This is a genomic window from Streptomyces sp. NBC_01233 (assembly GCF_035989305.1).
Classification (GTDB): Bacteria; Actinomycetota; Actinomycetes; order Streptomycetales; family Streptomycetaceae; genus Streptomyces.
Map to the genome: position 1 here is coordinate 6,557,121 of NZ_CP108514.1, position 22,142 is coordinate 6,579,262.

21 protein-coding genes are annotated in these 22,142 nt (G+C 70.5%); 13 read left to right on the plus strand and 8 right to left on the minus strand.

The genetic code is table 11. The features are described from left to right. Positions 1-38 precede the first annotated feature (38 nt). Positions 39-554 carry an SMI1/KNR4 family protein gene (locus tag OG332_RS31340; RefSeq protein ID WP_327416606.1) on the plus strand — a complete coding sequence of 172 codons (516 nt, stop codon included), beginning with the start codon at positions 39-41 and terminating at the stop codon, positions 552-554. Next, on the plus strand, positions 551-1,093 hold the full coding sequence (locus OG332_RS31345) for a GNAT family N-acetyltransferase (RefSeq protein ID WP_442816239.1): 543 nt from the start codon (positions 551-553) through the stop codon (positions 1,091-1,093). Before OG332_RS31340 ends, OG332_RS31345 begins: the two co-directional genes overlap by 4 nt. A gap of 27 nt (positions 1,094-1,120) precedes the next feature. Here OG332_RS31345 and OG332_RS31350 read toward each other — a convergent pair whose 3' ends face one another. Further along, the gene (locus OG332_RS31350; RefSeq protein ID WP_327416608.1) at positions 1,121-3,151 is read right to left on the minus strand and encodes a phosphocholine-specific phospholipase C; all 2,031 of its coding nucleotides are present in this window, start codon (positions 3,149-3,151) and stop codon (positions 1,121-1,123) included. A gap of 715 nt (positions 3,152-3,866) precedes the next feature. On the opposite strand from OG332_RS31350, the gene OG332_RS31355 reads away from it, so the two are divergent. The 3 genes from OG332_RS31355 (at position 3,867) to OG332_RS31365 (ending at position 6,429) form a co-directional block, all read left to right on the plus strand. Continuing rightward, positions 3,867-3,995 (plus strand): hypothetical protein, encoded by a 129-nt coding sequence (locus OG332_RS31355; RefSeq protein ID WP_327416609.1) that lies wholly within the window; start codon positions 3,867-3,869, stop codon positions 3,993-3,995. A gap of 79 nt (positions 3,996-4,074) precedes the next feature. Beyond that, positions 4,075-5,115, plus strand: coding sequence for a 3-isopropylmalate dehydrogenase (locus tag OG332_RS31360; RefSeq protein ID WP_327416610.1), 1,041 nt, complete (start codon positions 4,075-4,077; stop codon positions 5,113-5,115). Between the two features lie 228 nt (positions 5,116-5,343). After that, the gene (locus OG332_RS31365; RefSeq protein ID WP_327416611.1) at positions 5,344-6,429 is read left to right on the plus strand and encodes a branched-chain amino acid aminotransferase; all 1,086 of its coding nucleotides are present in this window, start codon (positions 5,344-5,346) and stop codon (positions 6,427-6,429) included. A 90-nt stretch (positions 6,430-6,519) separates the two neighbouring features. Here the strand turns inward: OG332_RS31365 and OG332_RS31370 are convergent, their stop codons facing one another. Both OG332_RS31370 and OG332_RS31375 read right to left on the minus strand, forming a co-directional pair. Then, on the minus strand, positions 6,520-6,672 hold the full coding sequence (locus tag OG332_RS31370) for a hypothetical protein (protein ID WP_327416612.1): 153 nt from the start codon (positions 6,670-6,672) through the stop codon (positions 6,520-6,522). A gap of 34 nt (positions 6,673-6,706) precedes the next feature. Then, positions 6,707-8,134, minus strand: coding sequence for a cytosine permease (locus OG332_RS31375; protein ID WP_327416613.1), 1,428 nt, complete (start codon positions 8,132-8,134; stop codon positions 6,707-6,709). Between the two features lie 156 nt (positions 8,135-8,290). Between OG332_RS31375 and ureA the strand changes: the two genes are divergently transcribed. The 6 genes from ureA to OG332_RS31405 all read left to right on the plus strand — a co-directional run bounded on the left by ureA (position 8,291) and on the right by OG332_RS31405 (position 15,821). Continuing rightward, the gene (gene ureA / locus OG332_RS31380) at positions 8,291-9,001 is read left to right on the plus strand and encodes an urease subunit gamma (RefSeq protein WP_327416614.1); all 711 of its coding nucleotides are present in this window, start codon (positions 8,291-8,293) and stop codon (positions 8,999-9,001) included. After that, positions 8,998-10,731, plus strand: coding sequence for an urease subunit alpha (locus OG332_RS31385; protein ID WP_327416615.1), 1,734 nt, complete (start codon positions 8,998-9,000; stop codon positions 10,729-10,731). The genes ureA and OG332_RS31385 overlap by 4 nt, the downstream gene beginning before the upstream one ends. Positions 10,732-10,750: 19 nt before the next feature. Further along, the gene (locus OG332_RS31390; RefSeq protein ID WP_327416616.1) at positions 10,751-11,797 is read left to right on the plus strand and encodes an agmatine deiminase family protein; all 1,047 of its coding nucleotides are present in this window, start codon (positions 10,751-10,753) and stop codon (positions 11,795-11,797) included. Positions 11,798-11,826: 29 nt separating this feature from the next. After that, complete coding sequence (locus OG332_RS31395; RefSeq protein WP_327416617.1) at positions 11,827-12,447, plus strand: TetR/AcrR family transcriptional regulator; 621 nt, start codon at positions 11,827-11,829, stop codon at positions 12,445-12,447. A 339-nt stretch (positions 12,448-12,786) separates the two neighbouring features. Continuing rightward, positions 12,787-14,415 (plus strand): citramalate synthase, encoded by a 1,629-nt coding sequence (gene cimA, locus OG332_RS31400; RefSeq protein WP_327416618.1) that lies wholly within the window; start codon positions 12,787-12,789, stop codon positions 14,413-14,415. Positions 14,416-14,474: 59 nt separating this feature from the next. Next, entirely contained in the window at positions 14,475-15,821 is a 1,347-nt protein-coding gene (locus OG332_RS31405; RefSeq protein ID WP_327416619.1) for a hypothetical protein, read from the plus strand. A gap of 24 nt (positions 15,822-15,845) precedes the next feature. Here the strand turns inward: OG332_RS31405 and OG332_RS31410 are convergent, their stop codons facing one another. Then, positions 15,846-17,465: an IS1634 family transposase gene (locus tag OG332_RS31410; protein WP_327414171.1), complete on the minus strand. Its 1,620-nt coding sequence runs from the start codon at positions 17,463-17,465 to the stop codon at positions 15,846-15,848. 164 nt (positions 17,466-17,629) lie between these two features. Beyond that, positions 17,630-18,253 carry a YceI family protein gene (locus OG332_RS31415; protein WP_327416620.1) on the minus strand — a complete coding sequence of 208 codons (624 nt, stop codon included), beginning with the start codon at positions 18,251-18,253 and terminating at the stop codon, positions 17,630-17,632. A 280-nt stretch (positions 18,254-18,533) separates the two neighbouring features. Here OG332_RS31415 and OG332_RS31420 point away from each other — a divergent pair, with 280 nt between their 5' ends. Further along, on the plus strand, positions 18,534-20,117 hold the full coding sequence (locus OG332_RS31420; RefSeq protein WP_327416621.1) for an acyl-CoA carboxylase subunit beta: 1,584 nt from the start codon (positions 18,534-18,536) through the stop codon (positions 20,115-20,117). A gap of 23 nt (positions 20,118-20,140) precedes the next feature. Then, entirely contained in the window at positions 20,141-20,341 is a 201-nt protein-coding gene (locus OG332_RS31425) for an acyl-CoA carboxylase subunit epsilon (RefSeq protein WP_327416622.1), read from the plus strand. Between the two features lie 168 nt (positions 20,342-20,509). Here the strand turns inward: OG332_RS31425 and OG332_RS31430 are convergent, their stop codons facing one another. The 3 genes from OG332_RS31430 to OG332_RS31440 all read right to left on the minus strand — a co-directional run bounded on the left by OG332_RS31430 (position 20,510) and on the right by OG332_RS31440 (position 22,139). Beyond that, positions 20,510-21,097, minus strand: coding sequence for a GTP-binding protein (locus OG332_RS31430; RefSeq protein WP_215149809.1), 588 nt, complete (start codon positions 21,095-21,097; stop codon positions 20,510-20,512). Further along, entirely contained in the window at positions 21,078-21,632 is a 555-nt protein-coding gene (locus tag OG332_RS31435) for a DUF742 domain-containing protein (RefSeq protein WP_319722193.1), read from the minus strand. The genes OG332_RS31430 and OG332_RS31435 overlap by 20 nt, the downstream gene beginning before the upstream one ends. Positions 21,633-21,725: 93 nt before the next feature. Further along, positions 21,726-22,139 (minus strand): roadblock/LC7 domain-containing protein, encoded by a 414-nt coding sequence (locus OG332_RS31440; RefSeq protein WP_030037347.1) that lies wholly within the window; start codon positions 22,137-22,139, stop codon positions 21,726-21,728. Positions 22,140-22,142 lie beyond the last annotated feature (3 nt).

Consider the following 22,142-nt stretch of genomic DNA (forward strand, 5'->3'; position numbering starts at 1 on the left):
TCCGGCGTCCGCAATGCGGTCCTTGGTACGGTCGCGGGATGAGCGACTGGGACGCCTGGGCCGTACGGGCTCGGCTGCGCGCGAAGAGGATGCGCTACGAGCTGGCCGCGCCGCTCCCGGAGGCGGAGGTCCGGGCCTTCGAGGTGGAGCACGGCATCCGGCTGCCCGAGGAGTACCGGACGTTCGTCACGACGGTCGGCGACGGCCCCGCGGGCCCCGAACACGGGCTGATGCCGCTGGTCACCCCGCGCCCGGAGGCCGACGACTGGGCGGTGGACGGGGAGTGGGAGGACGACCGGCGCCAGGGCCGGCTGGCCGCGCCCTGCCCGATCAGGGAACGCCGCCCGTTCGACGTGAACCGGAGGTTCGACGAGCGCGAGGGGCTGACCCTGGGCACGCTCATGCTGGCCGAGCAGGGGTGCGGCATGTATACGAGGCTGATCCTCAACGGGCCGCTGGCCGGTCAGGTCTGGCACCTGGACCAGGACTTCGGGACCTGCATGCCCGAGAGCCCGGACTTCCGCACCTGGTACACCGACTGGCTGGAGAAGTGACGGGCGTGCGCGTCGCACACACCGCCGCTCTGACCGGCGACGAGCTCCGCGAGGTGCGGGCCCTGTTGGACGAGGCCTTCGAGGGGGACTTCGGCGAGGAGGACTTCGAGCACGCCCTCGGCGGGATGCACGTGCTGGTCCGGGACGCGGGCGGCGTGCTCGTCGCGCACGGCAGCGTCGTGCAGCGCCGGGTCGTGCACGGCGGGCGGGCCCTGCGGACCGGGTACGTCGAGGCCGTAGCCGTACGGGCCGGCTCGCGGCGGCGGGGCCTCGGCGGGCAGGTCATGGCCGAGCTCGAAGGGATCATCACGCGGGCCTACGTGCTGGGCGCGCTGTCGGCGTCGCAGGACGGGGCCGCGCTCTACCCCGGCCGCGGCTGGGCGGTGTGGCCGGGCCCGGTCGGGGCGCTGTCGCCGGACGGGCCGGTGCGCCTCCCCGACGAGGAGGGCTCCACCTACGTGTGGGTGCCGCCCGGCGGGATCCGGCTGGACCCCGACGGGCGGCTCGACTTCGACTGGCGGGACGGGGACGTGCTCTAGCGGGTGTCGTGCCCACGCGACCGGGGGCTACGAGCCCGAGATGCTCGGCGCTCCCGATTCGATGTGGCCCGTGTAGCGGCGCGACCAGGTGCCGTCGGAGTCGGCCAGGATCGTGAAGTCGTACCAGCCGCTGCTGTAGGCCACCGCGTTGAAGTAGTCCTCGCGCGAGGAGTTCGCCGGGACGGTGTAGGTCCAGGGGCCGTCCGTGCGGTAGGCGTTCGAGCGGATCGTGAAGGTGACGGGGGAGGCGGAGGAGTTCGTCATCTTGAAGTAGACCGCCGTCTTGCCGGTCCCCGGCTCGACCGCGAAGCGGGCCGCCACCTCGATGTCCTTGCCCGTCTTCGACGCGTCGCCGATGAAGCGGCGCAGGAAGCGGTTCGGCCCGTACATCGAGATGTCGTACTTGCCCGAGCCGTGGCCGAAGCCGATGTTGAAGTAGTCGCTGCCGGTGGCGCCCGGGTCGACCGTGTACTGCCAGGCCGCCGTGTCCCGGTGCTGGTGCGGGTGGATCGAGAAGTGCGCCGGCCGCTTCGCCTCCGCGCCCTGGTTGGTCATGGAGAACCACGCCAGGATCTTGCCGGCCGCCCCGAACTCGAAGCGGTCCAGGTTCCCGTTCGCCTGGTAAGGCAGGGCCCGCGCCGGGCGGGTGCCGGGTTCCTGCGCCGGGAGGGCGTTGTCCTGCGGCGCCGGGTTGGGCAGCGGGCCGCAGGTCGACTGGCCGATGACCTTGGCGGTGGAGGGGAGGCCTGCGGGGACTCCGTAGACCGGGTGTGCGAAGTCGAAGACGCCGGTCAGGTCGCCGGCCACCTTCCGGCGCCAGGCGCTGATGTTCGGGCAGGTGGCCGGGGTGCCGAGGGCGGCCGTCCACTGCTCCATGAACCGCAGGACGGAGGTGTGGTCGAAGACCTCCGAGCTCACCCAGCCGCCGCGGGTCCACGGGGACATCACGATCATCGGGACGCGGAAGCCGAGCCCGATCGGGACGCCGTCCAGGTACTCGCCGGGGGTGCCGGGCGGGGCGATGGGCGGGGGCACGTGGTCGAAGAAGCCGTCGTTCTCGTCGTAGTTGAGGAAGAGGACCGTGGAGTCGAAGACCTCCGGGTTCGCGGCCAGGGCGCGGTAGACCAGGTCCACGAAGTGCGCGCCGTCGCCGGGCGGGGCGTACGGGTGCTCGGAGAAGGCCTCGTTGGCCACGACCCAGGACACCTGGGGGAGGGTGCCCGCGACGACGTCGGCGCGGATCGCGGCCGCGATGTCGTCCGGGGTGGAGCCGGTGACCTTGGGGACCGAGCCCATGCCCCGGTCCCACAGGGGGTTGCCCGGGGCCGCGTCCGTGAACTTCTTGAAGTAGGCCAGACCGTTGTCCCCGTAGTTGTCCTGGGCGTTCTGGTAGACCTTCCAGCTCATGCCGGCCCGCTGGAGGGCCTCCGCGTACGTCTCCCAGGTCAGGCCGGACTCGTCGCCGCCGTCCTTGCTGGAGGCGTCGACCTTGCCGCTCCACAGGAAGGTGCGGTTGGGGCCGGTCGCGCTGAGGGTGGAGCAGAAGTAGGCGTCGCAGACCGTGTAGTTGTCGGCGAGGCCGTAGTGGAAGGGGATGTCCCCCCGGTCCAGGTACCCGAGGGTGCGGGTGTTGCCGACGCCCGTGACCCAGTTGTCCATCCGGCCCTTGTTCCAGGCCGCGTGCTGCGAGCTCCAGCTGTGCGGGAGGTCGCCGTTGCACTGGGCCAGGGTCTCGCCGTCGACGCCGCCGGCCGGCGGCGTGGAGCTGAGCTTCCAGGGGTACTGGCGACCGCCCCAGTTGGGCTGGTTGAACATGCCCCAGCCGCCCGGGAGGTTGCCGGCGGCGCGGTCGCCGAACCCGCGGACGCCCTTCAGCCTGCCGAAGTAGTGGTCGAAGCTGCGGTTCTCCTGCATGAGGATCACCACGTGCTTCACGTCGGTGATGGTGCCGGTCGCGGCGGCCGCGGCCGCCGTCGTCGGCAGCGCCGCGGGCAGGGCGGCTCCCGCCATGAGCCCGGCTCCGATTCCCACGAACCCTCTGCGGCTGATCGGTGTCACTGGCCCCTCGCCTCCAACTCAAGTGCCCCGCTGGCACATTGACGGCAAGAGTGGCGGTGGCCGCGCCAAAGGTCTACATCCGTGCGGTAAGAGTTCGGTGAACTTCCGTGTGGCCGGAACCAGCCGGTGATCCGCACAGGCCCCTTGTCCGGATCGGCGTTGCGGAGCAGGATCCGCAAGGCGTACGTGAGGTGGTCGAATCCCTGCACAACGGTGGTATCGGTACCGATCCGGCCACCGAGCGGGCGGCGGACGGGCCGGCCCCGGCTCGTCCTGCGGATTGGTGTGATCGCGAACCAATACCCCGTCCGGGCGCGGCGGCCGCGTCGGGCGGATCACCCGTCCGGCTCTCCGGCGGCCGGCGAGGAGGGTGGCGTGCGTCACTCCAGCGGAACAGGATCGCATCCGCCCCATCTGGGCTCTGACCAGGAAAATTCTGCTCCAGGAGGGGCTGAAACGGACCCTCGGCGCGAGGCCTTCCGAGAGGTTCCCCGTCTCAGATAGTAGGAAGTCCGAGTAATTGCCGAGACATACGGCGAGACCTCCCTTAGCTTTGTAGGAGCCGAACGTCTCGCCGATCCGGCGAATGGCGGTCGAGAGCGCGCGCCCCTGGCAGGCAACCCCTGCGGCGCACCGCTCCCCGCCTCTTCCGGCGCCTTGAAGGAACCCCTCATCCGTGGCCCGGCCACGCCGTGATCTCAAGGAGTCGATCACCATGAACGCAACCACCGCCGTCCGTCGCGTCCGCCACACCTCCGCCTCGGCCGCCGACCGCAAGAACGCCGCCGCCGCCCTCCAGCGCGCCCTCGACCGCCGCGACAACGGCGGGTCGACCGGCCACTGAGCCACCCCCGGCGGACATATTGCGTCCACATGATGGACGCAATATGTCTGAGGGCTGGGACAGGGAGTACGGTTTCGCCATGTCGACCAGCATCAATCTCGCAGTGATCCCCGGTGATGGCATCGGCCAGGAAGTCGTGGCTCAGGGACTCAAGGTCCTTACCGCGGTCCTGCCCCAGGATGTGAAGCTGGAGACCAAGCAATACGATCTCGGTGCCCAGCGCTGGCACCGCACCGGTGAGACCCTCCCGGACGCGGAACTCGAAGCCCTCAAGCACCACGACGCGATCCTCCTCGGCGCCATCGGCGACCCGTCGGTCCCGTCCGGCGTGCTGGAGCGCGGGCTGCTGCTGAAGCTCCGCTTCGCCTTCGACCACTTCATCAACCTGCGCCCGTCGAAGCTGTTCCCCAACACCGCCACCCCGCTGGCCGGTCGCCCGGACATCGACTTCGTCGTGGTCCGCGAGGGCACCGAGGGCCCGTACACCGGCAACGGCGGCAGCCTGCGCACCGGCACCCCCGCCGAGGTGGCCACCGAGGTCAGCCTCAACACCGCGTACGGCGTGGAGCGCGTGGTCCGCGACGCGTACGAGCGGGCCAATGCCCGCCCCCGCAAGAAGCTGACGCTGGTCCACAAGAACAACGTCCTCGTGTACGCCGGTCACCTGTGGAAGAACATCTTCGACAAGGTCGGCCAGGAGTACCCCGAGGTCACCACCGACTACCTGCACGTCGACGCCGCGACGATCTTCTTCGTCACCCAGCCCGACCGCTTCGACGTCATCGTCACGGACAACCTCTTCGGTGACATCCTCACCGACCTGGCGGCCGCCGTGACCGGCGGAATCGGCCTCGCCGCCTCCGGGAACATCAACCCGACCGGCGCCTTCCCGTCCATGTTCGAGCCCGTCCACGGCTCGGCCCCGGACATCGCCGGCACCGGCAAGGCCGACCCGACCGCGACGATCCTCTCCGTCGCCCTCCTGCTGCGCCACCTCGGCTACGAGGCCCAGGCCGTCCGCATCGAGGACGCGGTCTCCGCCGACCTGGCGGAGCGCGACGGCACCTTCCGCTCCACCGACGCGATCGGCGACGCGCTCGCCGCTCGAGTAGCCGGCTGACCCGGCAGCTCCACCTCAAAGGAAGCCGCCGGGTCACAATGGGACCTGGCGGCTTCTCCTGTGCGGCCCCCGGGTGCCACCATCTCCCCTGGGCCGCAGTTCCCGCTTCTCCGTAGCCTCCTCGCGCGCGATAATCGAACGCGAGGCCGCGGAATGCGGGGAAGCTCGGACGTCCTAGTACGCCGTGAGCGCGGTCCGCCATACACAACCGGTGAAGGACAAGCACTCATGACAACGCCCACGATCGAGCTCAAGCCCTCCTCGAACCCGCTGTCCGATGCGGAGCGCGAGGCGATCCTGGCCAGCCCCGGCTTCGGCCGCCACTTCACCGACCACATGGTGACGATCAAGTGGACCGAGGGCCGCGGCTGGCACGATGCCGAGCTGGTCCCGTACGCGCCGCTCTCGATCGACCCGGCGAACATGACCCTGCACTACGCGCAGACGATCTTCGAGGGGCTCAAGGCCTACCGCCAGCCCGACGGCACCGTGGCCACCTTCCGCCCCGAGGCCAACGCCGCACGCTTCCAGGCCTCCGCCCGCCGCATGGCGATGCCGGAACTGCCGGCCGAGCTGTTCATCGAGGCCTGCGACGCGCTCATCAAGCAGGACCGCGCCTGGGTGCCGGACTCCGGCGAGGCCTCCCTGTACCTGCGGCCGTTCATGTTCGCCTCCGAGGTCGGCCTCGGCGTCCGCCCGGCCAACGAGTTCCTCTTCATCGTCATCGCCTCGCCCGCCGGCGCGTACTTCCCCGGTGGCGTCAAGCCCGTCTCCGTCTGGCTGTCCGAGGACTACGTCCGCGCGGTCAAGGGCGGCACCGGCGCGGCCAAGACCGGCGGCAACTACGCGGCCTCGCTGGTCGCGCAGGCCCAGGCGGCCTCGCACGGCTGCGACCAGGTGGTCTGGCTCGACGCCGTCGAGCACCGCTGGATCGAGGAGATGGGCGGGATGAACCTGTACTTCGTGTACGGCGACCGCATCGTCACCCCGGAGCTCACCGGCTCGCTCCTTCCCGGCATCACCCGCGACTCCCTCCTCACCATCGCCCGCGACCTCGGCTACACCGCCGAGGAGGGCCGCCTGACCACCGAGGACTGGCAGCGCGACAACGCGAACGGCACCCTCACCGAGGTGTTCGCCTGCGGCACCGCCGCCGTCATCACCCCGGTCGGCTCGGTCAAGTCCGAGCGCGCCAACTGGACCCAGGGCGACGGCGAGCCCGGCGAGGTCACCATGCGGCTGCGCAAGGCGCTCCTGGAACTCCAGACCGGCCACAGCGCCGACACCCACGGCTGGATGCACCCGCTCGGCTAGTCCCCGGCGCCCCGAGACGGACCGAAGGCCCCCCGCAGGTGGTGCGGGGGGCCTTCGGCCGTTCCGGTGGGGCGGGGGAGAGGTGCGTGGTCAGCGCTTCCCGTCCGCCTCGTCCTCGTCCGGCCGCGGCTTCCGGTTCGCCGCGTCCGGGCCGCCGAGGGCCATCACGGTGTCGCCGAAGACGTAGGCGAGGCCCGCGACCCCCTTGACGATCTTCGTTGCCACGTATGCGAGCTCTTCCACGACGCCTCCCCGTGTCGTTCGCGACGGCCCCTTGCTAGTCGGCCGCCACTGCCATCTGCCCCGCCGGATCGGCGGCCGGTGCCGCCTGCGGCCGGACCGTCAGCGCGGTGTACACCACGCCGCCGACCAGCCCCGACAGGATGAAACTGCAGTCCACCCCGCTGGTGAGGGCCAGCAGCGGGCCCTCGTGCACCGGGGTCGACACGGCGGCCAGTCCCACGGCCGCGCCGGCCGCCCAGGAGGCGGTGGCGCGGAGGTTCCAGCCACCGCTGTACCAGTAGACGCCGCCACGGGCCCGACGGTTGAACACCTGGAGGGCATCGGGGTCGTAGACCCCCCGGCAGCGCACGTACCCGATGAGGGTGATGACGGCCCACGGGGTGCCGATCGCGGTCAGCAGCAGCACGAAGGAGGTCATCGCGGACTGCACGTCCCACTCGAAGGAGCCGAAGAAGACGAAGGCGGTGGCGACGGCCGCGGCGACCAGGGTGGCGGTGGTGCGGGTGGCCTTGGGGACGATCGCGTCGAGGTCCAGGCCCATGGAGTAGAGCATCAGCCCGGCATTGCCCACCGAACCGGCCGCGGCGGCGACCAGCAGCGGGACCAGGTACCAGAACGGGGCGCTCTCGACGAGCGGGCCGGCGTAGTCCAGCCCCGCCCTGGCGGCCAGGGCGGTGTAGGTACCGAAGAGCTGCGGTATCAGAAGGCCGATGAGCAGGCCGAACGCGGTGGCCCAGAGCACCTTGCGGGACCCGTGCCGGCGCGGGGAGATGTAGCGGGTGTAGTCGCCGAGCAGGGTGATGAAGGCGACGGGCCCGCTGAGCCCGGCGGCGACGGCGGCCAGCAGCCACGTCGGCCAGAAGGAGCCGAGCAGGTACGGGGTCTCGGGCGGGGCGGCGGTGGTGAAGTCGGGGGCGTAGGCGAAGAAGCCGACGGCCAGCAGGACCACCATGCCGATGGAGAGCACCTTGCTCAGGCGCAGCAGCAGCCGGTAGCCGAAGACGGCCCCGACGACGGTACAGGCGGCGAGCACGCCGTACATCGCCGCGCGGGAGACTCCGGTGTCCGGCAGCCCGGTGAGCCGCGAGAGGGTGCCCACCATCACGTCGCCGCCGATCCACAGGGTCAGCGCCGTGTAGCCGAGCGAGAGCAGCAGGCCCACCACCGAGCCGACGAGGCGGCCGCGGACACCGAACTGGGCGCCGCTGGAGGTGGAGAGGTTGGTCGCGGTGCGCAGGGAGACGAGCGCCAGCGGCGCGGTGAAGGCGATACCGATGAGCGTGCCGGTCACGATGGCGGTGACCGAGGGCCACAGGCCCAGTCCGAAGGACGGGGGCAGCCAGCCGAAGACGATCACACCGAGGCAGAGGTTGGAGCCGAGGAGGATCGAGATCAGGTCACGGGGACCGCTCGTCCGCTCCTCCTCCGGGATGGTGTCGACTCCGCGCTGTTCGATGGGCATGGGGGGACTCCCTTGGCAGGGCGGGGGGTGGTTCGCATTTGTTTGAGCGACACTCAATGTGACCCAAGCCCGTGTCCCAGGTCAATGATTCCCTACAGCGAAATGAAGAGTTAGAGTGATGCTCTAACCCATCGACTCAAGAGGTGGTGGATCGGCGTGCGGCTGACCCCTACGGAGCGCGACCGGCTGCTGCTCCGCAGCGCAGCGGAACTGGCCAGGGCCCGTCGGGCCCGTGGCCTGAAACTCAACGTCCCGGAGGCCACCGCGCTGATCGCGGACACGGTCTGCGAGGCCGCGCGCGACGGCAAGCGGCTCGCGGAGGCCATCGAGGAGGCCCGCAGTGTGCTGGGTCCCGGCGACGTCCTGCCGGGCGTCGCCGACGTGGTCACCGAGGTGCACGTGGAGGCCGTCTTCGACGACGGATCCCGCCTCGCGGTGGTCTCGTCGCCCATCCGGGGCGCGCAGCCGCTCGGCGACGACGCCCCGGGCGCGGTCGTCCCCGGCCCCGGCGTCCCCCAGCCGGAGCCGGTGGTGCACCTGCGCGTGCGCAACACCGCCGCCGTGCCGGTGAGCGTCACCTCCCACTTCCACTTCTTCGAGGCCAATCCGCGCCTCGACTTCGACCGCGCCGCGGCCTACGGGATGCGGCTGTGCGTGCCGGCGGGCTCCTCCGTACGGTTCGACCCGCACGGCGAGGGCGAGGTCGGCCTCGTCCCCATCGGCGGCGACCGCATCGCGATCGGCTTCGCCGGCCTGGTCGACGGCCCGCTGGACGCCCCCGGCGCCAAGGACGAGGCCCTGCGGCGCGCGGCGGCCTGCGGCTACCTCGGAGTAGCCGAAACCGGTAGCGAAGGAGCACAGGCGTGAGCAGACCGACCCGGCACGGCGACCACTGTGCGCCGGGCAGCCGGCACATCGACCCGCACGAGTACGCCTCCGTCTTCGGCCCCCGGGCCGGGGACCGGGTCCGGCTCGGCGACTCCGGGCTGACCGTCCGGGTGGAGTCCGATGCGCAGAAGCCCGGTGACGAGTTCCTGGCCGGTTTCGGGAAGACGGCCCGTGACGGTCTGCACCTGAAGGCGGCCGCGGTCCGCGAGACCTGTGACGTGGTGATCAGCAATGTCCTGGTGATCGATGCCGTTCTGGGCATCCGCAAGGTGTCGATCGGTATTCGTGAGGGCCGGATCCACGCGATCGGCCGGGCCGGCAACCCCGACACCCTCGACGGCGTGGACGTCGTCGTCGGCACCGGCACGTCGATCGTCTCCGGCGAGGGCCTGATCGCGACCGCCGGCGCCGTGGACACGCATGTCCACCTGCTTTCCCCGCGGATCATGGAGGCGTCCCTCGCCGCGGGCGTGACCACGGTCATCGGCCAGGAGTTCGGCCCGGTCTGGGGTGTCGGTGTCAACTCGCCCTGGGCGCTGAAGCACGCCTTCAACGCCTTCGACGCCTGGCCCGTCAACATCGGTTTCCTGGCCCGGGGTTCTTCCTCGGACGCGGCTCCGCTGGTGGAGGCGCTGGCCGAGGGCGGGGCGTCCGGTTTCAAGGTCCACGAGGACATGGGTGCGCACACCCGTGCCCTGGACACCGCCCTGCGGGTGGCCGAGGAGCACGACGTGCAGGTCGCCCTGCACTCGGACGGCCTCAACGAGTGCCTCTCCGTCGAGGACACCCTGCGCGTGCTGGACGGCCGGACCATCCACGCCTTCCACATCGAGGGCTGCGGCGGCGGGCACGTTCCCAACGTGCTGAAGATGGCGGGCGTGGCGAACGTCATCGGCTCCTCCACGAACCCGACGCTGCCCTTCGGCCGGGACGCGGTGGCCGAGCACTACGGCATGATCGTCTCCGTCCACGACCTCAAGCCGGACCTGCCGGGTGACGCGGCCATGGCCCGTGACCGGATCCGCGCCGGCACGATGGGCGCGGAGGACGTGCTCCACGACCTCGGGGCGATCGGCATCACCTCCTCCGACGCGCAGGGCATGGGCCGGGCGGGGGAGACCATCCGCCGCACCTTCGCCATGGCCGCCAAGATGAAGGGCGAGCTCGGCCCGCTCGCCGGTGACGGCGAGGGCGACGACAACGCCCGCGTGCTGCGCTATATGGCCAAGCTGACCATCAACCCGGCCATCGCCCACGGTCTGGCCCACGAGATCGGCTCCATCGAGGTCGGCAAGCTCGCCGACATCGTGCTGTGGCGCCCCCCGTTCTTCGGCGCCAAGCCCCAGCTCGTCCTCAAGTCGGGCTTCCCCGCGTACGGAGTCACCGGCGACCCCAACGCCGCCACCGACACCTGCGAACCGCTGGTGCTCGGCCCGCAGTTCGGCTCGTACGGGGCCACCGCGGCCGACATCTCCGTCGCCTTCGTCTCCGCCGCGGCCGCCGCGCTCGGCTCCGACGAGATGCCGACCCGCCGGCGCCGGGTCGCCGTCCGCGGCACCCGCGGCATCGGCCCCAAGGACCTGCTCCTCAACTCCCGGGTGGGCGCGGTCGATGTGGACGCGCGCAGCGGACTCGTCTCCCTCGACGGGGAACCGCTGCGCTCGGAAGCCGCCGAGTCGGTCTCCCTCAACCGCCTGTACTTCTTGTAAGCCTGTGAGGACCCCTGCCATGACTGCACAGCCCGCCAAGCCCGTGAACGACGGCTTCAGGATGCCCGCCGAGTGGACCCCCCACGAGCGCACCTGGATGGCCTGGCCCAGCCCCAACCCCACCTTCACCAACGAGCAGGAGCTCGCCGAGGCCCGCGAGGCCTGGGGCGCCGTCGCCCGCGCGGTCCGTTCGTACGAGCCCGTGACCCTGGTCGTCTCGCCCGGCGACGCCGAGAGTGCCCGCGCGGTCGTCGGCGGCGACGTACAGCTGGTCGAGCAGGAGCTCGACGACGCCTGGATGCGCGACATCGGCCCGACCTTCGTCACCAACGACGCCGGCGAGATCGCGGCCGTCGACTGGACCTTCAACGGCTGGGGCGCCCAGGAGTGGGCCCGCTGGGACCACGACTCGAAGATCGCCCGGCACGTCTCGGACGTGGCCGGCACCCGTACGTACAGCACCGCGCTCGTCAACGAGGGCGGCGCCATCCACGTCGACGGCGAGGGCACCGTGCTCCTCACCGACACCGTGCAGCTGGGCGAGGGCCGCAACCCCGGCTGGACCCGCCAGCAGGTCGAGGCCGAGATCCACGCCCACCTCGGCACCACCAAGGCGATCTGGCTGCCGTACGGCCTGGCCGGCGACTACGGCACCTACGGCACCCAGGGCCACGTCGACATCGTCGCCGCCTTCGCCCGCCCCGGCGTCGTCATGGTGCACACCCAGCCCGACCCGGCCCACCCGGACCACGAGCGCTGCAAGACCATCGCCGCCATCCTGCGCGCCTCCACCGACGCGCGGGGCCGGCAGCTGGAGGTCGTGGAGATCCCCGCGCCGACCGTGCTGGAGGAGGACGGGGAGTGGGTGGACTACTCCTACATCAACCACTACCTGTGCAACGGCGGCGTGGTCCTGTGCTCCTTCGACGACCCGCGCGACGAGGAGGCGGCGGAGATCTTCCGCGGACTGTTCCCCGAGCGGAGCGTGACACTCGTTGACGCACGTACGATTTTCGCCGGGGGTGGCGGTATCCACTGCATCACCCAGCAGCAGCCGAAGGTCTGACCTTCGGGAAACGGACGAGGAGTGGGCCCATGGTGGCGGGTGGAGTACCGGTACGGGCGGCGCGCAAGAACGCGCCCCCGCGCGAGGACGTACTCGTCGCCGCCATGGCCACGATCGCCGAGCGCGGCCTGGAAGGCCTGACCATGGCCGGTCTGGGCCGCGAGGTCGGCATGAGCAGCGGCCACCTCCTCTACTACTTCCGCAGCAAGGACGAGCTCCTGCTGCAGACCCTGGAGTGGAGCGAGGCGGCACTGGGCAGCGAGCGGCGGGCCCTGCTCTCCCGCCGCGGTCCCGTCGCCGAGCGCCTGCGCGCGTACGTCGACCTGTACGTGCCCACGCAGGCCCGCGACCCGCACTGGACGCTGTGGCTGGAGGTCTGGAACCGCTCCCAGAACGCCGGCCCCCAGGAGCGCGAGCGGCAGGCGGCCATCGAGGGCGCCTGGCACCGCGACCTGGTGGCACTGCTCGCCGAGGGCATCTCGCGCGGGGAGTTCCGACCGGTGGACGCCGAGCGCGTGGCGACCCGCATCAGGGCCCTGCTCGACGGATTCAGCATCCAGCTGGCGGTGGGTCTGCCGACGGTGGACCGGCAGGAGATCCTCGACCACGTCCGCGAGTTCCTCACGGAGGCACTCACCCCGCAGAACTAGCCCGGCCAGCGTTCGGCGCGCGGGCCCGCTGCCCGCATGCTGAGATCCCTGTCCATCCGCGGCGAGCGTTGTGGCACACTGCCAGCGTGCCTGCTCAGCTCATGATTATCGCCAGCAGCGCGCCGGTCCCCAGTGGCCGCTGAACCGCGGAAGAACTTCGCGGAAGCGGCCACCGTGCCTCGGACCCGCGCGCAGACCTCTCGCTACCCGCGAGAGGTTTTTTCGTTTCCCGGACCATCCGAGCCGGGACCGGACCGCGCGCGATGATGGGGGCAGTGACGGCGGCCTGCCCCCTTGGCGGGCATCCGGAACCACTCATCCGACAGGAGCCAGATCAGCATGACGACGACACCAGAGGCGGCAACCGTGCGCTCAGGGGGCCTGGACGACGGCTTCCACGTCTTCGACACCACCCTGCGCGACGGCGCGCAGCGCGAGGGCATCAACCTCACGGTCGCCGACAAGCTGACGATCGCCCGGCATCTGGACGACTTCGGAGTGGGCTTCATCGAGGGCGGCTGGCCCGGCGCCAACCCCCGTGACACCGAGTTCTTCGCCCGTGCACGCGCCGAGATCGACTTCAAGAACGCCCAGCTGGTCGCCTTCGGCGCCACCCGGCGGGCGGGCGGCACGGCCGCCACGGACCCGCAGGTGCGGGCCCTGCTGGAGTCCGGTGCCCCCGTGATCACGCTCGTCGCCAAGTCCCACGACCGCCACGTCGAACTCGCCCTGCGCACCACCCTGGACGAGAACCTGGAGATGGTCCGCGACACCGTCTCCCACCTGGTCGGCCGGGGGCGCCGCGTCTTCGTCGACTGCGAGCACTTCTTCGACGGCTACCGGGCCAACGCCGCGTACGCCAAGGCCGTCGTCCGCACCGCCCACGAGGCCGGCGCCGACGTCGTCATCCTCTGCGACACCAACGGCGGCATGCTGCCCGCCCAGGTGACGGCCACCGTCGCCACCGTCCTCGCCGACACCGGCGCCCGCCTGGGCATCCACGCCCAGGACGACACCGGCTGCGCCGTCGCCAACACCCTGGCCGCCGTCGACGCGGGCGCCACGCACGTCCAGTGCACGGCCAACGGCTACGGCGAGCGCGTCGGCAACGCGAACCTCTTCCCCGTCGTCGCCGCCCTCGAGATCAAGTACGGGCGCAAGGTGCTCCCCGAGGGCGCGCTCGCCGAGATGACCCGCATCTCGCACGCCATCGCCGAGGTCGTGAACCTCACCCCGTCCACGCACCAGCCGTACGTCGGCGTCTCCGCCTTCGCGCACAAGGCGGGCCTGCACGCCTCGGCCATCAAGGTCGACCCGGACCTCTACCAGCACATCGACCCCGAGCGGGTCGGCAACACCATGCGGATGCTGGTCTCCGACATGGCCGGCCGCGCCTCCATCGAGCTCAAGGGCAAGGAGCTCGGCGTCGAGCTGAACGGAGACCGCGCGCTGATCTCCCGGGTCGTGGAGCGGGTCAAGGAGCGGGAGCTCAAGGGCTACACGTACGAGGCCGCCGACGCCTCCTTCGAGCTGCTGCTGCGCGCCGAGGCCGAGGGCCGGTCCCGCAAGTACTTCCGCATCGAGTCCTGGCGGGCGATCGTCGAGGACCGGCCGGACGGCACCCACGCCAACGAGGCCACGGTCAAGCTGTGGGCCAAGGGAGAGCGGATCGTCGCGACGGCCGAGGGCAACGGCCCGGTCAACGCGCTGGACCGGGCGCTGCGGGTGGCGCTGGAGCGGTTCTACCCGCAGCTGGCCAAGTTCGAGCTGGTCGACTACAAGGTCCGCATCCTGGAGGGCACGCACGGCACGGAGTCCACGACCCGCGTGCTGATCGCCACGACGGACGGCGTCCGCGAGTGGTCCACGGTCGGCGTCGCCCCGAACGTGATCGCCGCTTCCTGGCAGGCCCTGGAGGACGCGTTCACGTACGGCCTCCTGCACGCGGGCGTCGAACCCGCCGAGTAGTCGCGAGCCCTTATGCCCTACTCACACATGAAAGGTCCGGTTCGGGTAGCGTCATCCGTATGAGGACCAGGCTTATATCCGTACGTTTTGGATCAGTGCTGGCCGGTCTGCTGCTGGCCCTGTCGGGGACCGCGCTCGTGGTCGCCCCGCAGGCGTCGGCGGCGACCGGGGTCGCCGCCGTGGGGGAGGCCCTCAAGAACGGGCCCGTCTACGTGGACCCCCGGATGCAGGCGCAGCTGCCGCAGGCCGAGGCCGACGCGCTCGGGAAGAAGATCAAGGACGCGGGGAAGCCGGTGTTCGTCGCCGTGCTGCCCGCGACGGACGAGTTCCCCGCCGCCAAGGTGTTCGGCGCCGTCAGGGCCGAGACCGGTATCACCGGGCTCTACGCGATCCGGCTCGGCGACGGCTTCAGCGCCCGCGCCGACCGGGCGGTCATGCCGGCCAACGCCGTACGCAACCTCACCGACGCGGTGAAAGTGGGCACGCCCGACGCGGCCACCCAACTCGACAACTTCGTCGACCAGGCCCTGAGCCAGGCCAAGGGCAGCGCCCCGGCCTCCTGGGGCACCACGGGCAGTGACGCCGGCGTCCCCGTCGGCGGGCTGATCACCCTCGGCGCGGTGGCCGCCATCGGCGGCGGTGGCGCGTACGCGCTGGTCCGCCGCAACCGGAAGAAGAAGGAAGAGGCCCGGCGCGCGGCCTTGGAGCGCCTCGGCGTGGTCGTCGACGAGGACATCACGGCCTTCGGCGAGGAGCTGGACCGGCTCGACTTCCACCCCGGCGAGCCCGGCGCCGACGACGCCATGCGCAAGGACTTCGAGCAGGGGCTCGACTCGTACGACAAGGCCAAGCAGATCATGGGTTCGGTGCGGTACCCGGAAGAGGTCAAGGGCGTCACCCAGGCCCTGGAGGACGGCCGGTACGCCCTGGCCTGCCTGGACGCGCGCCGGCAGGGGAAGCCGGTGCCCGAGCGCCGGTCGCCCTGCTTCTTCGACCCCCGGCACGGGCCGAGCACCGAGGACGCCACCTGGGCTCCGGCCGGCGGGGAGGCCCGTACCGTGCCCGTCTGCACGGCGGACGCCGTGCGGCTGCGCGACGGCCTGGACCCGGCGGTCCGCACGGTCGACACCGAGCACGGTCCGCGGCCGTACTACGACGCCGGCCCGGCGTACGGTCCCTGGGCCGGCGGCTACTTCGGCGGCGGCATCCTGCCCGGTCTGCTCGTGGGCACGATGCTCGGTTCGATGATGTCCAGCCCCGCCTACGCCTCGGACCTCGGCGGCGGCTTCGACGGCGGGGACGTCTCCGGGGCCGACTTCAACCCGTCCGACTTCGGCGGCGGGGACTTCGGCGGCGGTGGCGGCTTCGACGGGGGCGGAGGCTTCGACGGCGGGGGCGGCTTCTAGCTCTGTACTTCGCGGGTAGTTCGTTCAGGTCTCTGGCCAGCGGGGATGTGTGGGTTCCAGGCCGAGGAGGTCGAGGAGGTGGAGCTGGATGCCCCGGGTGATGGCGATGACGGGTGGGTCGGTGGCGCTGCCGACCCGTAGCCGCAGGTCGGACAGGTGGTAGAGGATCATCCGGCCGGTGGGCCGCACCCTCTGGTTGCCGGGGTAGAGCCCCTGCATCTTCTGGTCGCCGCCGAGGGCTCGGCGGACCTGGCGTTCGATCAGGCAGAACAGCAGCAGGGCCAGGCAGATCACTGTGATCAGTGCGGCGACGCGTTTGTTGTCCTGCACGAAGACAGGGGTGACGGCCAGGGGGCCCTTGAAGTCGCTGTATCGGCGCTCGACGGTGCCCTGGCCTTTGTGGCGGCGTAGTACTTCGCCGGGATCGGCCTGTTCGGGGGTGAGGGTGGTCAGCAGCGCGTACCAGCCGTCGACGGCGGCTTCGGCCTGGAGCACGTCCTGATCGAAGTGCCAGGACAGGGCGGGCCGTCCGGTTTCGTCGGTGGTGATCTCGGTGTGCAGGCAGCCGGAGACCCGGCGGGTGCGGGTGATCACGCCGAGGCGTGCGGCGATCTTCTCTGCGGTGCTGTAGTAGCGGCCGCCGGCAGAGTGCTGGAGCTTGTCGAGGTCTTCGCGGGCCTTGGCCAGGCGTTTCTCGCGGGCCCGCTGCTGGCCTTTGGCGTTGCCGGTGGAGTGCACCAGGATCCGGCGTACCTGGAGCGGGGGATCGCTCTTGCGGGGCCCGGTCACAAGGTGGATGTCTTCCAGGACCCGGTAGGTCTCACGCGCTGCGGCGGGGGTGTTCTCGTCGCGGGCGGGGGTGTAGTCCACGACGGTGGCCGTCTCGAGGTCGAGGGCGGCGTAGACGGCGTCGTCGACCCTGGAAGCGGGGGCCGGGGCGATGAAATCGGTCCCGGCCCCGATCAGGGCGGTGACGTTGCCGTATGAGATCAGCTTGGAGTCGGCGATCAGCAGGAACTTCTTCGGTCCGGCCATCGCGCGCAGAGCGTTCATGGTGCCGGTGATCTGGGAGATCTCCGCGGCTCCGCCGTCGATGACGCGGGACAGCAGGGGGATACCGCCGTCGCCGGTCACCGCCAGGCCGGTCTGGATCTGCTTGAGGTCGTAGCGGCGGTCCTTGGGATGGCCGTGTCTGATGCGGGGATACTCCTCGTCCTGGTCATCGGCCGGGTAGGCGCCGTAGAGCGACATGGATGTCATGTCCCAGTGGAACGTGGACACATCGATGCCGAACTCGCCGATCGCCTGGGCCCCGATGCTGTCGGTGAGCTCTCTCAGCCGCGGGGCGATGGCGTCCAGGGCCCGGCCCAGACGGTCGTCGTTGAGCAGTTCCGCCTCAATTCCGAATACTTCTTCCACCGCCCACTCCCGGGCCCAGCGGTCCACCCGCCACAGGGGTGCGGGTGCGGTCAGCCGGTTGGCCACCAGCACCTCGATGACCTGGCCGTGCGTCACATGGGCGATGTCGCGGCCCGGGCACAGCCGGTCGACGGTCCCGGCCACATCAAGCCGGCGCAGAAACTCGGCAGCGACAGGCAGAGCGCCCAGACGCTTCTCCACCACGGAGGTGACCACACATTCCATGCGCGGGCGCACCGTCCGCAGCCGTGGGGACCGGGAAGACTTCGTCACACCCGGATCAACACAGCCACCCCCGGACCGGACACGGCCAGACACCAACTCCACCTGACTCAGCCACCCGCGAAGTACGGATCTAGCCGCCCCCGGGGTTCGCCGGATCCCGCCGGTCAGGCCTGCTTGATGGCCGAGATGTCGAAGGTCAGCTTCACCTTGTCGCTCACCATGACACCGCCGGCCTCCAGGGCGGCGTTCCAGGTCAGGCCCCAGTCGGAGCGCAGGATCTCGGCGGAGCCCTCGAAACCGACGCGCTCGTTGCCGTAGACGTCCTTGGCGGAGCCCGTGAACTCTAGGTCGATGGCGAGCGGCCGCGTGACGTCCTTGATCGTCAGCTCGCCGGTGATGCGGTAGGCGTCCCCGCCCAGCTGGCGCGCCTCGGTGGAGCGGAAGGTCATCAGCGGGAAGAGCTCGGCGTCGAAGAAGTCGCTGCCCAGCAGGTGGGCGTCGCGGTCGGCGATGCCGGTGCTGACCGACGGGATCTTCACGTCGATGGCGGCCGTGGAGCGGGCCGGGTCGGCGCCGTCCAGGTGCAGGGTGCCCTCGTGCTCCGCGAAGGAGCCGCGGACGTTGGTGACCATGGCGTGGCGGACGGTGAAGCCGATGCTGCTGTGGGCGGCGTCGATGACGTAGTCGCCGGTGAGGGCGGCGAGCGCCGGGTCCACGTCCAGCGTGGTGACGGTGGTGCCGCCGTTCTGGTGGTCGGTGATCTGGCTGCGGCGGGTGAAGAGACCCATGGCCTGCTCCTCGGTAGTGTCTGGGCGTTCTGCCCGGTCGAAAGAATCTGTTGAATCTTCAACGATTTCAACGAGTACGACGCTAGACGCATTCCGTTTAAATTTCAACATCTAGGCGGGGTGTCAGGTCATTTTGTGAAGGTCCTACAACTGGCGAAGGTCCCGTCTGGCGGAGTCCCTACATCCTCCGGTCGTACTGTGCGGGCCACACAGCGGAAGACTCCCGAGACTGTGCGGAATGAACGGAGGTTTTTCATCGCGATCTTCGTAAGGTCGGTACATGACCGTTGTGGACCAGACCCCGAGCGAGCCGACGGACGCCCGTGGGCGCGTGGCCGAGCTGCACTCCCTGCGTGAGCAGGCGCGGCGCGGCCCCAGTGACCGCGCGACCGAGACCCAGCACGCCAAGGGCAAGCTGACCGCCCGTGAGCGCATCGCGCTGCTCCTCGACGAAGGTTCCTTCAAGGAGGTCGAACAGCTCCGCCGCCACCGGGCGACCGGGTTCGGCCTGGAGGCCAAGAAGCCCTACACCGACGGTGTCATCACCGGCTGGGGCACGGTCGAGGGCCGCACGGTCTTCGTCTACGCGCACGACTTCCGCATCTTCGGCGGCGCCCTGGGCGAGGCCCACGCCACGAAGATCCACAAGATCATGGACATGGCCATCGCGGCCGGTGCCCCGCTGGTCTCCCTGAACGACGGCGCCGGCGCCCGCATCCAGGAGGGCGTCTCCGCGCTGGCCGGCTACGGCGGCATCTTCCAGCGCAACACCAAGGCCTCGGGCGTCATCCCGCAGATCTCCGTCATGCTCGGCCCGTGCGCCGGCGGCGCCGCCTACTCCCCGGCCCTGACGGACTTCGTGTTCATGGTCCGCGACACCTCGCAGATGTTCATCACCGGCCCGGACGTGGTCCGCGCGGTGACCGGCGAGGAGATCACCCAGAACGGCCTCGGCGGCGCCGACGTGCACGCCGAGACCTCCGGCGTCGCGCACTTCGCCTACGACGACGAGGAGACCTGCATCTCCGAGGTCCGCTACCTCATCTCGATGCTGCCCTCCAACAACCGCGAGAACCCGCCCGTCCACGAGACCGGCGACCCCGCGGACCGCCGCAGCGAGGTTCTCCTGGACCTGGTCCCCGCCGACGGCAACCGCCCCTACGACATGCTCAAGGTCATCGAGGAGATCGTCGACGAGGGCGACGTCCTGGAGATCCACGAGCGCTGGGCCCGCAACATCATCTGCGCCCTGGCCCGCATGAACGGCCAGGTCGTCGGCATCGTCGCCAACCAGCCCGGCCACCTCGCCGGAGTCCTGGACATCGAGGCCTCCGAGAAGGCCGCACGCTTCGTCCAGATGTGCGACGCCTTCAACATCCCCATCGTCACCCTGCTCGACGTCCCCGGCTTCCTGCCGGGCGTCGACCAGGAACACGGCGGCATCATCCGCCACGGCGCCAAACTGCTGTACGCGTACTGCAACGCCACCGTCCCGCGGATCTCGCTGATCCTGCGCAAGGCCTACGGCGGCGCCTACATCGTCATGGACTCCCAGTCCATCGGCGCCGACCTCACCTACGCCTGGCCCACCAACGAGATCGCCGTGATGGGCGCCGAGGGCGCGGCCAACGTCATCTTCCGCAAGCAGATCGCGGACGCCGAGGACCCCGAGGCCATGCGCGTCCGCATGGTCAAGGAGTACAAGGCCGAACTGATGCACCCGTACTACGCGGCCGAGCGCGGCCTCGTCGACGACGTCATCGACCCCGCCGAGACCCGCGAGGTCCTCGTCAGCGCCCTCGCGATGCTCCGCAACAAGCACGCCGATCTGCCGTCCCGCAAGCACGGCAACCCGCCGCAGTAACCGCGAAGGAGACCTGCCACCACATGACCACCGCCACTGACACCCTGCTGCGCGTCGAGAAGGGCAATGCCCGGCCCGAGGAGCTGGCCGCGATCACCGCGATCCTGCTCGCCCGCGCCGCCGCCACCCCCGAGGAGACCGTGGTCCCCACGCCCCGCCAGGCCGGCTGGCGCCGCCTGGAGCGTACCCCGGGCTTCCGCGCCCCGCACAGCTGGCAGGGCTGAGTCCCCGAGCCCGGCGCAAGGCCCCGCACCCCGAACACTTGGGTGCGGGGCCTTGCGCGTACCCGGTCCGGGATGCGGGGGGCCGTCCCGTACGGGGCCGGGCCCGGACACGCCGAAGGCCCCCGCGTCGTACGACACGGGGGCCTTCGGATGCTGCGACCGTTGCCGCTACCGCAGACGCGCCATGAGGGCGTGCTCGACGAGCGTGATGAGCGCGCTCTTGGCGTCCGCGCGGTGGCGGGCGTCCGTCGTGATGATGGGGGCGTCCGGGCCGATCTGCAGGGCCTCGCGGACTTCCTCCGGGGTGTAGGCCTGGTTCCCGTCGAAGCCGTTGAGGGCCACGACGAACGGCAGGCCGCTGTTCTCGAAGTAGTCGACCGCGGGGAAGCAGTCGGCGAGGCGGCGCGTGTCGACGAGCACGACGGCGCCGATGGCGCCGCGGACCAGGTCGTCCCACATGAACCAGAAGCGGTCCTGACCCGGGGTACCGAAGAGGTACAGGATCAGGTCCTGGTCCAGGGTGATGCGGCCGAAGTCCATGGCGACCGTGGTGGTCGTCTTGTCACCGGTGTGGGTGAGGTCGTCGATACCCGCGCTCGCGGACGTCATGACGGCTTCGGTGCGCAGCGGGTTGATCTCGGACACGGCTCCGACGAACGTGGTCTTGCCCACGCCGAAGCCGCCCGCCACCACGATCTTCGCGGAGGTGGTGGAGCGAGCAGGAGCCGCTCCGCCGTTAGAGCTTGCGAAGTCCACTGAGCACCCTTTCGAGCAGTGTCACATCTGGCTGGCCACCGGCAGACTCGTCGCCGCCGGGCTGGTGAATGGCGACAAGGCCCGCCTCCGCCAGGTCGGCGACGAGGATGCGGGCGACACCAAGAGGAATGGAGAGAAGTGCCGAGATCTCCGCGACGGATTTGATCTCCTGGCACAGGCGGCAGATGCGCTGGTGCTCGGGCAACTGCCCTTGCAGGCGCGCGGGATCGGCCGTGGTACTGACCAGCGCCTCGATGGCGAGCTGGTAGCGCGGCCGAGTACGGCCGCCGGTCATCGCGTACGGGCGCACCAGCGGGTTGTGGGCCTTCGGCGCCGGCTGCCGCGCGGCGCGCGGAGGCTGCTGCGGAGGCATCTGGTGCTGGGGCTGCTGGGGCTGTCCGTACGGCTGCTGCTGGTAGGGGTTCTGCTCCGGCACGGGCCGGCTGGGAGCGGAGGGAAAGTTGAAGCGGTTCTGGTCGTGCCCACCCTGCGGCTGCTGCGCGCCGCCATAAGGATGTCCTCCGGGTGTTGTCACGTTTCCTCCTCCGACTCCAAGTACGCAGTACTCCCTGTGGAACCGCGCCACCGCACCCTATGGTGCGATGGCGCGAAACGCACTGCCTGTCTGCTAGTTGAGAAGACTTCCCTGCAGTTCGGCGCGCAGGTCCGGGGTCAGGACACTGCCCGCGCGATCCACCAGAAGGGCCATCTCGTAGCCCACGAGGCCGATGTCGCACTCGGGGTGCGCGAGCACCGCGAGGGACGATCCGTCCGAGACGGACATGAGGAAGAGGAATCCCCGGTCCATCTCGACCACGGTCTGGTTGACGGCGCCGCCCTCGAAGATGCGGGAGGCCCCGGCGGTCAGCGAGGTCAGACCGGAGGCCACGGCCGCCAGCTGATCGGCGCGGTCGCGCGGAAACCCGTCGGACATCGCCAGAAGAAGGCCGTCGGCGGAGACCACCACCGTGTGGGACACCCCTGGGGTGTTGTCCACGAAGTTGGTGATCAACCAGTTCAGGTTCTGTGCCGCCTGGCTCATCGG

Excerpts from the sequence above, each read along its gene's own strand:
- OG332_RS31365 (WP_327416611.1), top strand. The coding sequence starts at position 5,344 with ATGACAACGCCCACGATCGAGCTCAAGCCCTCCTCGAACCCGCTGTCC.
- OG332_RS31425 (WP_327416622.1), top strand. The coding sequence starts at position 20,141 with ATGACCACCGCCACTGACACCCTGCTGCGCGTCGAGAAGGGCAATGCC.
- OG332_RS31375 (WP_327416613.1), bottom strand. The coding sequence starts at position 8,134 with ATGCCCATCGAACAGCGCGGAGTCGACACCATCCCGGAGGAGGAGCGG.
- OG332_RS31395 (WP_327416617.1), top strand. The coding sequence starts at position 11,827 with ATGGTGGCGGGTGGAGTACCGGTACGGGCGGCGCGCAAGAACGCGCCC.
- OG332_RS31340 (WP_327416606.1), top strand. The coding sequence starts at position 39 with ATGAGCGACTGGGACGCCTGGGCCGTACGGGCTCGGCTGCGCGCGAAG.
- OG332_RS31420 (WP_327416621.1), top strand. The coding sequence starts at position 18,534 with ATGACCGTTGTGGACCAGACCCCGAGCGAGCCGACGGACGCCCGTGGG.
- OG332_RS31355 (WP_327416609.1), top strand. The coding sequence starts at position 3,867 with ATGAACGCAACCACCGCCGTCCGTCGCGTCCGCCACACCTCCGCCTCG.
- OG332_RS31360 (WP_327416610.1), top strand. The coding sequence starts at position 4,075 with ATGTCGACCAGCATCAATCTCGCAGTGATCCCCGGTGATGGCATCGGC.
- cimA (WP_327416618.1), top strand. The coding sequence starts at position 12,787 with ATGACGACGACACCAGAGGCGGCAACCGTGCGCTCAGGGGGCCTGGAC.
- OG332_RS31440 (WP_030037347.1), bottom strand. The coding sequence starts at position 22,139 with ATGAGCCAGGCGGCACAGAACCTGAACTGGTTGATCACCAACTTCGTG.
- OG332_RS31390 (WP_327416616.1), top strand. The coding sequence starts at position 10,751 with ATGACTGCACAGCCCGCCAAGCCCGTGAACGACGGCTTCAGGATGCCC.
- OG332_RS31415 (WP_327416620.1), bottom strand. The coding sequence starts at position 18,253 with ATGGGTCTCTTCACCCGCCGCAGCCAGATCACCGACCACCAGAACGGC.
- OG332_RS31405 (WP_327416619.1), top strand. The coding sequence starts at position 14,475 with ATGAGGACCAGGCTTATATCCGTACGTTTTGGATCAGTGCTGGCCGGT.
- OG332_RS31410 (WP_327414171.1), bottom strand. The coding sequence starts at position 17,465 with ATGGAATGTGTGGTCACCTCCGTGGTGGAGAAGCGTCTGGGCGCTCTG.